Genomic DNA, 11,931 nt, shown 5'->3' with positions numbered 1-11,931 from the left:
GCAATCCATGATCGAACGACACGAAGCCGACAGCATCGAGCGGCGCAGCGGCGTCTCGCTGTGGCGGCAGATCGCCGACAAGATCCTGCATGCGATCGCCATCGGCGATTTCACGGAGAATGCAGCGCTGCCGCCGGAGGTGGCGCTGGCAGAGCGCTATGGCGTCAACCGCCACACGGTGCGCAGCGCCATATCAGCCCTTGTGCAGGAAGGTGTGCTGCGGGCCGAGCAGGGGCGTGGCACCTTCGTACTGTCGCGCAAGCGGCTGTCCTATCCGATCGGCGCGCGCACACGCTTTTCGACAGGCCTACAAGGGCAGACGACGGAACGGCACATCGTCCTGCTCGCCTCGTCGGTCGAGCCGGCCAGCCAGCGCGTCGCCGAGGGACTGGGTCTTGCCAAGGGAGCCGATGTGATCCGGCTGGAAACGCGCGGCGAAGCCGACGGACGGCCGGTGTCGCGCGCTGCCGGCTGGTTCGAGGCCCGGCGCTTTGCCGGCATCGATGCCGCAATGGCTGAAACCGGTTCGATCACCGCGTCGCTGGCGCGGTTCGGCATCGACGATTATCTCCGGCAATCGACCGTGCTGTCGGCGCGCCATGCCGATGCGGCGGACCTTGCCGACCTCGACCTGCAGCCGGGCGCCATCGTGCTGGTCACGGTTGCCGTCAACGTCACGCCGGACGGCCAGCCGATCCAGTTTTCCGAGTCGCGCTTCCCGGCCGAACGGGTGGAGCTTAAACTGTCGGCGCTGTAGGCAGTGCCAGCCCTATACGAGACCGCGATTTATCTGACTCACGGTGCTATCAGGCCAGTTCGGTCGCGCTTACCTGTCAGCGTCGGCGCATTGAGGACCGGCTTCCCCCACTCCGTCTCGGCTTCGCCGAGCCACCTCTCCCCCCTCCGGAGGGAGAGGAAAGGAGCCCGTCGGCGGCGGGAAGGAGGGAGTCTGGTTGAGGAGCGTTGGCTGCAATAGGCTCGCAGCCTTCCTCTACCCCGTCGATCGGGGGAGAGGTGGCTCGGCGAAGCCGAGACGGAGTGGGGGTCGAGTTGCGCGGGGGCGTCGTCAATTCGGGCCGGATTCACCGCCTGCCATGTATGACCCGACCTCTATCACTGCCTTGATCAGGCCGGATTTCTCATTCGCCCAGCGAGCCAGATCGCGCGGCGTGCCGGCGAGTGTGGTGCGGTGGGTGACGAGCTTGGCCAGGGGAACGGCGCCGTTGCGGATCGAGGCGGCGACGTGATCGAAGTCGGCGCGCAGCGCGTTGCGGCTGCCGATCAGCGTCATCTCGCGTTTGTGGAATTCCGGATCGGAAAAGCTGATGTCGTCCTTGACGACGGAGACCAGCACCAGCGTTCCGCCATGCGCGACATGGGCGAAGGCCGACTGCACCGACTGGGTGTTGCCGGTGGCGTCGAAGACCACATCGAAGCCTTCGCCTGATGTCGCTTCCTTGACCAGATCGGGCACCGCGCCGCGCGACCCGTCGAGGATCTGGAAACCAAGCTCATTTGCAGCGAAGGCGAGCCTTTCACTGCTCATGTCGAGCAGCGTCACGTCGAGTTCGGCGATGCGGGCGAAGATGGCGGTACCGAGCCCGATTGGGCCAGCGCCGATGACCAGCGTGCGGGCGCCGGGGTCGGCGCGGGCGCGCCGCACGGCATGCGCGCCGATGGCCAGGAACTCGACGGCAGCGGCGTCGGCCAGCGAAAGGCCGTTGGCTGGATAGAGATTTTGCGCCGGCACCAGGATGCGTTCGCACATGGCGCCGTCGCGATGCACGCCCAGCACCTCGATCCTGACACAGCAATTGGGCTTGCCGTGCCGGCAGGCGATGCACTTGCCGCAGGAAAGATAGGGGTTGACGACGACGGGGTCACCAACGGCCAGTTCGACGCCTTCGCCGGTCTCCATCACGGTACCCGATACCTCATGGCCCATGATGCGGGGATAGGCGAGGAACGGGTGCTTGCCCTCGAAAATGTGGTAGTCGGTCCCGCAGATGCCGACATGGCTGACCGCCACCAGCGCCCAGCCGGCAGGCGGTGCCTCTGGCGCGGGCCGGTCTTCAAGGACAAGGTCGCCGGGCGAACGGCAGAGGACGGCTTTCATGCGCTAATCCAGTCATGAAATCGCCGGCCCGTTGGTGTGGCGGACCGGCGGTTGATTGCGGGGTCGCTACTTGCCGCGGCGGCGCAGGCCGTCGAAGTAGACGATGATGATGATCAGCGCGCCGGTGATGATGCGCTGCCAGAACGAGTTGACGTTGAGCAGGTTGGCGCCGTTGTTGATGGTGGCCAGGATGAAGGCGCCGAGCAGCGGCCCATGCACCGAACCGACGGCGCCGAACAGCGAGGTGCCGCCGATGACCGACGACGCGATCGCCTGCAGTTCCCAGCCCTCGGCCTGCGTCGGGTTGCCGATGCCGATGCGGGCCGCCAGCAACACGCCGACAAAGGCGGCGCACAGGCCCGACAGCGTATAGGCCATGTAGATGGTGCGCTGAACATTGACGCCGGACAGGCGCGAGGCCTCGGCGTTGGAGCCGACCGAAAACAGGTATCGGCCCCAGCGGCTGTGATGCAGGAAGATATAGGCCGGAATGCCGACCAGGATCACCATCCAGAACAGGTTGGGGATGCCGATGAAGGAATTGCGCGAGAAGGCGGTGAAGGTGTCGCTGTTGATGTTGATCGAATTGCCGTTGGTCATCAAAAGGCCGATGCCGCGCAGCGAGGTCAGCGTTGCCAGCGTGATGATGAAGGGCGGCAGGCCCATCTTGACGATGCCGAAGCCGTGGAACATGCCGATGGCGACGCCGACCAGCAGCGTCACCAGAATGGCGAGCCAAATGGGGAAGCCAGCATTGATCATCATGGCGACGACGACCGTGGCGAAGCCGACTACGGCGCCGACCGACAGATCGATACCACCGGTGATGATGACGAAGGTCTGGCCGACCGCCATAATGGCGATCATCGAACCCTGGCGCAAAAGATTGGCTATGTTGTTGGCCGAGGCGAAGCTGGTCGTCGCCACGGAGAGGAGGATCCAGAGCAGAACCAGCAGCGCCAAAAGCGTCAGCCCAAACAGGACATTATAGTTGCGCTTCGGTTTTTCGACGGCGATCGCCTCGGTGCTCATATCTGTCCTCCCAGCTTTTCTTGTTTCTCGGCGAGCGCCTGAGTGAGAATATCCTCGTGGCTGGCGGCGTGAAAACCGTGCGTCGCCACCAGTTTGCCGCGCCGGAACACATGCAGCGTGTCGGCGAGTTCATAGACTTCCGGCAGATAGGACGAGATCAGGATGATGCCGGCTCCCTTTGACAGCAGCGCGCCGAACAGGCGGTAGATCTCGGCCTTGGTGCCGACATCGACGCCGACCGTCGGTTCGTCGAAGATGAACAGTTTGGCGCCGTGCGCCAGCCATTTGCCGATGACGATCTTCTGCTGGTTGCCGCCCGACAGGCTGGACGCCAGCGCGCCGCGTGTCGGTGTCTTGATGCGCAGATCGGCGATCTGGCGATCGGCTTGCGTCTTCTCCTGCGTGCTCGAAATCAGCAGATTGTTCGAAATGCGCTTGTAGATCGGCAGGTTCAGGTTGAAGCCGACCGGCAGGTTGAGGCAGAGGCCCTGGTCGCGGCGGCTCTCCGGCGCCAGCGCCATGCCGAGCTTGATCGCATCATGTTCGGAATTGACCTGCACCTCCTTGTCTTCCCAGAGGATCTGGCCGGCGGATTTGCGGTGGCGGCCGTAAAGCGTGGTGACGAACTCGCTGCGTCCGGCACCGATCAGGCCATAGAGTCCGACGATCTCGCCGGCGCGGACCGTCATCGAGACATTTTCGAAGCCCTTGCCGGACAGGTTCCTCGCCTCGATGATGGCGGCGCCCGGCGTGAAATGCTCCTTGTGATAGACCTGCTCGATCGAGCGGTTGATCATCATCTTGACCAGTTCGGCGTCGTTGGTCTCAGCGATGTTGCGGGTGCCGACCAGCGTGCCGTCTCGCAGCACGGAAACACGGTCGGCGAGCTCGAACACTTCCTCCATGCGGTGGCTGATGTAGATGATCGTCACGCCTTCGCCCTTCAGCCGGCGGATCAGGGTGAAGAGCTGGTCGGCCTCCTTGCGGGTGAGGTAGGCGGTCGGCTCGTCGAAGATCAGGAATTTGGTGCCGCGCACGGTGGCGCGGGCGGCGGCTATCAGCTGCTGCTGGCCGATGGTCAGGTCGCCGAGCGTGACATGCGCCGGCAGGTCGAAGCCGAGATCATCGATGATCGTCTGCGCCTGCCTGACCATGGCGCGCTGCTGCAGGATGCCGAAGCGTGAATTCTCCTCGCCGAGGAACATGTTGGCGGCGACCGTCAGGTGACGGCACAGCACGACTTCCTGGTGCACGGCATTGATGCCGAGCGCCATCGCCTCGTGCGGCGTCGCCAGGGCGGCCGGCTGGCCCTCCCAGACAATCTCCCCGGAGGTGCGCGGCATGACGCCGGTCAGAAGCTTGATGAGCGTGGATTTGCCGGCGCCGTTCTCACCGACGATGGCGTGTATCTCACCGGACTTGAAGGCCAGGTCGACCGGCTTCAGCGCGTGGGTGCCGGGATAGCGCTTCTCCAGCCCGCGCAATTCGAGGATGGTCCGCCCCGGTTCCAGGACGGGTGCGGGATGCAGTTCCTGCGCCGTCGAAATCATGACAATCCTCCCAGATTGGCCTCCCAGATTGGCCTCGCAGATTGCTTCCCAGGCTGGCCTCACGATTGGCACGCGGCGAGGCAGGGATATGCCTCGAAAACAGCCTGGCTCAGGCGTGCGGATTGCAAAGCCGTTTGTGCGGCAGCTTGTGTCTCCGGGGCGAGGTGCCCCGGAGACGATTGCGGATGCGACGGCTCAGAGCTTCGGATTGAGCAGCGCGTCGATCTTGGGGTCTTTCATGTTGTCCTTGGTCACCAGATTGGCGCCGGTGTCGACATTGGCTTCGACCTTCTCGCCCTTGGAGGCGGCGAGCGCGGTCTTGATGCCGTCATAGCCCATCCGGTACGGATCCTGCACGACGAGGGCGGAAATGACGCCGTCGTTGAGGAACTTGATCAGCTTCTCGTCGCTGTCGAAACCGACCAGCGCCAGCTTGCCGCCAAGGTTGTTTTCCGCGACAGCCTGGCCGACGCCCTGCGCCATGATCAGGTTGGAAGCGAAGATGCCCTTGAGGTTCGGGTTCGCGGTGATCAGGTCGGTGGCGATGTTGAGGCCGGTGGTGGCCTGGCCGTCGGCGTACTTGTCGGCGACCAGCTTGAGGCCCGGATATTTGGCGGCCAGCTGTTCGGTGAAGCCCTGCTTGCGCTGTTCGAGCGAGCCGGCGCCCGGTGCGTTGGTGATCAGGGCGACGTCGCCCTCGATCTTGCCGCCGTTGGCGGCGCCGATGGCGGCTGCGAGGCCGTCGGCGGCGACGCGGCCGCCCTGGACGTTGTCGGTGGTCAGGAACGAGGTGAAGGCCTTGGAGTCGGCGCCGGAGTCGATGCCGATGACCTTGACCTTGGCAGCGGCTTCATCGATCGGCTTGCCAAGCGCCTTGAACTCGGTCGGCGCAATGACGATGGCCGCCGGGTTGCTGGCAACGGCGTTCTCGAGGATCGAGACCTGGCCGTTGACGTCGGTTTCAGCCTGGGCACCGAGTTCCGGCACGTTGACGCCGAGATCCTTGCCGGCCTTGCGGGCACCGGCCAGAACGATCTGCCAGTAGAAGGACGTGGTGTCCTTGACGATGATCGGAATGGTGACGTCCGCCGCCGAAACCGGCGCCGAATGCATGACGCCGGCGAGCATCGAAGCTGCTGCCAGCGCCATGACGGCGCGGCGGTTGAGAATGCTGGTCACGAATTTCATGAGGTTTCCTCCCTAAGTCGCCCGGTGAAACGATACGGAAGCTCCGTCCGGATAGGCGCGGTCCAAAACAGAACTTTATCAATAAAAAACAGTTGCCATGTTTTGATAATGCATCGAACAGATCGATGCAAGCGGTGTTTGATCAGTCCTTGCGAGGTCTGGCAGAGGCAGATCCACCGCGCTGCTTCCCATCGGCACCGTCACGCTTCCGTTCCGTTCCGAGAATGTATGGAATATTAATTCCACATATTCGTCAATATGGAATGTTCATTCTTCTATAGGATCGCAAGAATGTGAGGCCCGGGTCACTGTTTACCGGGGCGGATACGCGCTTCACGCCAGCTCCTGCACCAGCGTGTAGGGGCGAAATCTGGCGTATTCCGTCTCCGGCACGTCGATGTCGAGCAGTTCGAGGTTGCGCGTCAGATTTGCCAGCTTGGCGGTGCCGGTCAGCACGGTGGCGACGGCAGGTTCATGCAAGGGGAATTGGAACGCCGCGGCGGCGAGCGGATAGCCACCCTCGGCGGCGATCCTTTCCATTGCGCCGACGCGGTCGAGCACGTCATGGCTGGCAGGGCGGTAGTCGAAATGTGCGCCTTGCACCGGCCCGGTCGCTAGGATGCCGGAGTTGAACACGCCGCCAATGACCAAGGAGGTCTGCTGCGCCCGGCATAGGGGCAGCAACTCCGCTTCGGCGCTGCGGTCGAGCAAGGAATAGCGGCTGGCAAGCAGGATGCAGTCGAGCGGCGCCTCGCGCATCACGTCGAGACAGATCTGCACCTCGTTGACGCCAAGCCCATAGGCGGAAATGACGCCGGACCGTTTCAGCTCTTCGAGTGCCTTGAGGCCGCCGTCCATCAGGTCGCGAAAGTGCAACCTGGTCTTCTCGACACCATGGGTGTAGGCGCCGATGTCGTGGACAAACAGGATGTCTATCCTGTTTAGCCCAAGCCGCGCATAGCTGAACTCGACCGACCGCATAATGCCGTCATAGGAATAGTCGTAGTCGAGCGCGAAGGGCAGCGGATCGACATAGGAGTGGTCGGGAACCTGATCGTCCGGCACCGGGCGGAACAGCCGGCCGACCTTGGTCGACAGCACATAGGAATCGCGCGGCTTGTAGCGCAGGAAGTCGCCGAAGCGGCGCTCCGAAAGTCCGAAACCGTAGAAGGGTGCGGTGTCGAAATAGCGCAGGCCGGCATCCCAGGCGCCCTGCAGCGTCTCCATCGCCGCTTCGCGCGAACAGGCGCGGTAAAGGCCGCCAAGTGCAGCGCCGCCGAAGCTGACCTCGGTGACTTCCAGCGCTGTCTGGCCGATGCGGCGTCTTTCCATGCACAACCTCCCCGTTGCCCGCCACTGACCGGCGCGCAGTCTACTTTATATCAGTAAACTCTAAAGTGTTGCGCCCAGATGCCAAGGCACGAACTCGTTGTCGCCGTAGCCGAAGTCCTCGCTCTTGGTCTTGCGGCCGGAAGCCGTTTCGACGATCAGTTCGAAGATCTCGCGGCCCATGCCGGCGATGGTCTTTTCACCCGAAGCGATGACGCCGCAATTGACGTCCATGTCCTCTTCCATCTGGTGGTACATGGTCGAGTTGGTGGCGACCTTGATCGACGGCGTCGGGCGGCAGCCGAAGCATGAGCCGCGGCCGGTGGTGAAGACGATGACGTTGGCGCCGCCCGCCACCTGGCCGGTCGCCGAAACCGGGTCGTAGCCGGGCGTGTCCATGAACACCAGGCCACTGCCGGTGACTTTCTCTGCGTAACCGAAGACGCCGTTGAGCGGCGTCTGGCCGCCCTTGGCGACCGCGCCGAGCGACTTCTCCAGGATGGTGGTGAGGCCGCCGCGCTTGTTGCCGGGCGAGGGGTTGTTGTCGATCGAGGCGCCATGCTTGGCGACGTGGTCCTCCCACCACTTCACGAAGCCGTCGAGCTTCTGCGCGATCTCCGGCGTTGCCGCACGATAGGCAAGCAGATGTTCGGCGCCGTAGATCTCCGTGGTCTCGGAGAGGATGCCGATGCCGCCGACGCCGGCCAGGATGTCGACGGCCGCGCCCAGCGCCGGATTGGCCGTGATGCCCGACATGCCGTCGGAGCCGCCGCATTGCAGGCCGACGACGATCTCGCTGACCGGGATCGGCTCACGCTTCAGCTGGCCGACTTCCTCGGCAATCTCGGCCAGCACGCCCATCGCTTTTTCCACCGATTTGCGCGAACCGCCGGCGTCCTGGATGTTGAAATGGCGTTTGCCGGCAGCGACGCCCTTCTGGCCGTAGAGGGTGAGCTGGTTGACCTCGCAGCCGAGGCCGACCATCAGCACCCCGCCGAAATTCGGGTGGCGGGCGTAGCCGGCGAGCGTGCGGTGCAGCACCATCATGCCGTCGCCGGTGCCGCTCATGCCGCAGCCCTGGCCGTGCACGATCGGCACGAAGCCGTCGATGCCGGGATATTTCGGCAACAGCGTGCGGTTGGCGGTGTCGGCGATTGAATGGCAGACGGTGGCCGAGCAATTGACGCTGGCGACGATGCCGATGAAGTTGCGCGTGCCGGCGCGGCCATCGGCGCGGCGATAGCCCATGAAGGTGCGGGAGCGGTCGGCCTCCGTCGCGTGCTCGGCCTCGCTCGGCGGCACGACCGGCAAGCGGCCGGATTCGAAAACCAGATTGTGCGAATGCACGTGCTCGCCCGCCGCAATGTCCTGTGTCGCGCGACCGATCGCCTGGGCGTATTTCACCACGGCCTCGCCGGCGGCGATCGGCTTGATCGCCACCTTGTGGCCGGGCTCGATCAGGGCACTGGCGACGGCACCGCCCGGCAGCGCGGTGCCGATCTCGATGCGGCCGTTGGCGACGGCGACATTGTCGGCGGGGGACAGAAGAATGCAGTTGGAGGCGTTCACGGGCGGTTTCCTGGGTGATCCTGGGTTGCGCGGGGCGGATTGACACGCGTCTGTTTAGAGATATTGTCTTTTATCGTGAAAAAACAGTTTTGCGTCAATTGTTTTTTCGTGGGGAGTTCCGCATGTCTCTGGGTTGTTCGGGAAGCTATTTCGCTTCTCAGAGCCATGCGAACGTCATATTGCGCTTCAAACCGTCCGCCGCAAGCGACGGCGTGCAACGGGTCAGGGATGTCGAAGAGCAACAACGTCTACAAGGATGCCTACAACCGCTGCCTGCGGCTGCTCGACGAAACACGCAGCCTGCCTTCAGAGCCGGAACTGGGTACCTTGCTTGGCGTCAGCCGGACCACGGTGCGCACCATTCTCGCGCGCATGGAAGAGACCGGGCTGATCGCCTGGAACAAGCGCGCCAAGACGGTGCTGCGCGAACCGCGTCCCGATGATTTCTTCCCCGAGGAAGAGACCGACACACTGGCCGAGATCATCGAACGGTCGTTCATGCGTCGGTTGCTCGCCGGCGGCGCCGAAGCCGGCATGCAGATCAACGAACTCGAACTGGCGCGTGAGATCGGCGTCGGCACCACCAGCGTGCGCGAGTTCCTGATCCGCTTCTCCCGTTTCGGCCTGATCGAGAAGCGTCGCAACAGCCACTGGGTGCTGAAGGGCTTTACGCGCGCCTTCGCGCTGGAGCTGACCGAAATCCGCGAGATGTTCGAACTGCGCTCGGCGGCCGCCTTTGCCGCTTTGCCGCAGGACAGCGCGGTCTGGACCGATCTTGACCGCTTGGAAGACGAGCATCGCCAGTTGGCAAACGACATAGCCGCCCGCTTCACCGAATTCTCCGAGCTCGATGAGCGCTTCCACCGGCTCATCCACCGGGCGTCGCGCAACCGCTTCATCGTCGATTTCTACGATGTCATCGCCATGATCTTCCACTACCACTACCAGTGGAACAAGGCGCAGGAACGCGAGCGCAACGAAGTCGCGATCGGTGAGCATCTGGTCTACATAGAGGCGCTGAAATCACGCGATCTCGGCAAGGTCGACGCCGCTTGCCGCAAGCACCTGAAGTCGGCGCGCCAGACATTGCTGACCTCGATCCCGGAGAGCCGGTCGCTGCAAAAACACTGAACCGCATCGCGGTTCAGAGTCTCGTTTCATGCATGTCGTCGTCCCAAAACCGCTATACATTTTTGGGCGACATGCATTGAGCCCGCCGCGTCGGCGCCGCGGCGATTTGGCGATTTTCCACCCGCCGGCCCCGTGCTAGATATGGTTCGTTGCTGCGAAGAGGCAGGGCATTGGGCGTATCGAGGAGACGATGGAGCATGCCGGTCGCGCTTGTCGCGGCCTACCTGCTGTTGCTCCAGTCGACGCTCGGAGCATTCGCCTTCGGCGCCGGTCCCAATGCATCGCAGCTCGATGCCTTCGGCAACGTCATCTGCACCCATGAGGGCGCTACCCGGCTTCCGGGCGGCAACCAGCCGCCGTCCCATCTTCCGGCATGCTGCGTGCTCGGCTGCAGCATGGTTTCGGCGGCCTTTGCGCCGCCGCCCGGCGCTGGCCTGGCGCTGGGCAGCCTTTCCCTTGAAACGGTCGCCTTTGTCTTTCCGGCCGCCATCCATCTCGACTTTGCGCGTGAGCGCTCGCCGTCGAACCCGCGCGCGCCGCCGCTGACGGCCTGAGCCTGTTTGCCCGGCGGAACCTTTCGTGGGCGTACCCATCCAAAGATCAAACTGCTCGCGACCGGCAACGGCGCGCCTTTCACTTCATGGAGCAACCATGTCCTATTTTTTCCGTATAGCGGCGGGCGATACGCTCGGCCGCATTCTGTCACGCCTTGAAGAGCGTGTCGGCATTGCCGTGCTGGCTCTTGCGCTGTCGTTCGTCGGCGGCCCGTCCGTCTTTGCGCATGAGTTCAAGCTTGGCGATCTCGAGATCGGCCACCCCTGGTCGCGCGCCACGCCGGCCGGTGCCAAGGTGGCCGGCGGCTATTTCACCATCACCAACAACGGCAGCGCGCCGGACCGGCTGGTGTCGATTTCCTCCGATGTTTCTGAAAAGGCCGAGCTGCATGAGATGGGCGTCAAGGACGGCGTCATGACCATGCGGCCGGTTGCCGGCGGCCTGGAGATTCCGGCCGGCGGCAAGGTCGCCCTTGCACCCGGCGGCTATCATTTGATGTTCATCGGCCTGAAGCGGCAACCCAAGCAGGGCGAGAAGTTTTCCGCCACGCTGACTTTCGAAAAGGCCGGCCCCGTCAGTGTCGATTTCGCTGTCGAAGGCATGGGCGGTGGCGCCATGGACGATCACGCCAATTGATCCGGCCAGGTCGACATATTTGAAAATCCGAGGGACCATCATGAACAAATATCTTTTCTCGGCCGGCGCACTTCTCGCGCTCGGAACCAGTGCCGCCTTCGCGCATATCACGTTCGAAACCCAGGAGGCGGCGGCCGGCTCGACCTACAAGGCCGTTTTGCGGGTGCCGCATGGCTGCGACGGCAAGGCGACGACCGCCGTGCGCGTGCAGATTCCGGAAGGAGTGATCGCGGTGAAGCCGATGCCGAAGCCTGGCTGGACGCTGCAGACCAAGAAGGGCAAGTACGACAAATCCTACCAGCTCTATGGTCAGGCGGTTGCCGACGGGGTCAAGGAGGTCGACTGGAGCGGCGGCAGCCTGCCCGATGAATTCTACGACGAGTTCGTCTTCCGCGCGACGCTGACGGCCGATCTCCCTGTCGGCCAAAAACTCTATTTCCCGGTGGTGCAGGAATGCGACGGTGCGGCCGATCGCTGGATCGAGATTCCAGCGGCAGGGCAGGATGAAGACGCGCTGGAAAGCCCGGCACCCGGCATCAAGCTGCTGCCGAAGAAATGATTTCCCAGGCGGCGCGCTCTTTCGAGCGCGCCGCTCTTTTCGTGGCGGTGACATGAGACTTCCTGTGTCAACCTTTGGCGAGCAAGACGGCTGCGGCGGGGTGTCTGTCTGGATTGTAGAGTGTACCGTCCTGCCAGGTGCGCCAGAGGATTCTGAGCCAAGCTCTGGCAAGGATGCGAACGGCATGAGGGTGTCTGCACCCTCGCTTTCTGGCGTCCTGATAGACCTTTGCAGCCCAAGGGCTGGCATGTCTGGAGTTGTCGGCG

General features: G+C 63.6%; 11 protein-coding genes. 5 read left to right on the top strand and 6 right to left on the bottom strand.

The annotated features are described in order from the left end of the window. Window positions 1-7: 7 nt before the first annotated feature. Window positions 8-757: a phosphonate metabolism transcriptional regulator PhnF gene (gene phnF / locus EOA16_RS19615; RefSeq protein WP_127259759.1), complete on the top strand. Its 750-nt coding sequence runs from the start codon at window positions 8-10 to the stop codon at window positions 755-757. Between the two features lie 309 nt (window positions 758-1,066). Here the strand turns inward: phnF and EOA16_RS19610 are convergent, their stop codons facing one another. The 6 genes from EOA16_RS19610 to EOA16_RS19585 all read right to left on the bottom strand — a co-directional run bounded on the left by EOA16_RS19610 (window position 1,067) and on the right by EOA16_RS19585 (window position 8,784). After that, a complete protein-coding gene (locus EOA16_RS19610; protein ID WP_127259758.1) occupies window positions 1,067-2,116 on the bottom strand; it encodes a zinc-binding alcohol dehydrogenase family protein in 1,050 nt (349 codons plus the stop codon). A 66-nt stretch (window positions 2,117-2,182) separates the two neighbouring features. Further along, entirely contained in the window at window positions 2,183-3,148 is a 966-nt protein-coding gene (locus EOA16_RS19605; RefSeq protein ID WP_027037769.1) for an ABC transporter permease, read from the bottom strand. Beyond that, a complete protein-coding gene (locus tag EOA16_RS19600) occupies window positions 3,145-4,698 on the bottom strand; it encodes a sugar ABC transporter ATP-binding protein (RefSeq protein ID WP_127259757.1) in 1,554 nt (517 codons plus the stop codon). Before EOA16_RS19600 ends, EOA16_RS19605 begins: the two co-directional genes overlap by 4 nt. A gap of 195 nt (window positions 4,699-4,893) precedes the next feature. After that, the gene (locus EOA16_RS19595) at window positions 4,894-5,886 is read right to left on the bottom strand and encodes an ABC transporter substrate-binding protein (protein WP_013529529.1); all 993 of its coding nucleotides are present in this window, start codon (window positions 5,884-5,886) and stop codon (window positions 4,894-4,896) included. A 333-nt stretch (window positions 5,887-6,219) separates the two neighbouring features. Beyond that, entirely contained in the window at window positions 6,220-7,218 is a 999-nt protein-coding gene (locus EOA16_RS19590; protein WP_127259756.1) for an aldo/keto reductase, read from the bottom strand. 60 nt (window positions 7,219-7,278) lie between these two features. Continuing rightward, complete coding sequence (locus EOA16_RS19585) at window positions 7,279-8,784, bottom strand: altronate dehydratase family protein (RefSeq protein ID WP_127259755.1); 1,506 nt, start codon at window positions 8,782-8,784, stop codon at window positions 7,279-7,281. A gap of 228 nt (window positions 8,785-9,012) precedes the next feature. Between EOA16_RS19585 and EOA16_RS19580 the strand changes: the two genes are divergently transcribed. From EOA16_RS19580 to EOA16_RS19565, 4 genes are all read left to right on the top strand, one after another. Then, window positions 9,013-9,915, top strand: a complete 903-nt coding sequence (locus tag EOA16_RS19580; protein ID WP_127259754.1) for a GntR family transcriptional regulator — start codon at window positions 9,013-9,015, stop codon at window positions 9,913-9,915. Window positions 9,916-10,112: 197 nt separating this feature from the next. Further along, window positions 10,113-10,469: a hypothetical protein gene (locus tag EOA16_RS19575; RefSeq protein ID WP_127259753.1), complete on the top strand. Its 357-nt coding sequence runs from the start codon at window positions 10,113-10,115 to the stop codon at window positions 10,467-10,469. A 97-nt stretch (window positions 10,470-10,566) separates the two neighbouring features. Further along, window positions 10,567-11,106: a copper chaperone PCu(A)C gene (locus EOA16_RS19570; RefSeq protein WP_127259752.1), complete on the top strand. Its 540-nt coding sequence runs from the start codon at window positions 10,567-10,569 to the stop codon at window positions 11,104-11,106. A 40-nt stretch (window positions 11,107-11,146) separates the two neighbouring features. Beyond that, window positions 11,147-11,665 (top strand): YcnI family protein, encoded by a 519-nt coding sequence (locus EOA16_RS19565; protein WP_127259751.1) that lies wholly within the window; start codon window positions 11,147-11,149, stop codon window positions 11,663-11,665. Window positions 11,666-11,931: the final 266 nt, after the last annotated feature.

Origin of the sequence: Mesorhizobium sp. M7A.F.Ca.US.008.03.1.1 (assembly GCF_003997495.1) — a bacterium.
Classification (GTDB): domain Bacteria; phylum Pseudomonadota; class Alphaproteobacteria; order Rhizobiales; family Rhizobiaceae; genus Mesorhizobium.
This window is presented reverse-complemented; position numbering and strand designations above follow the sequence as displayed.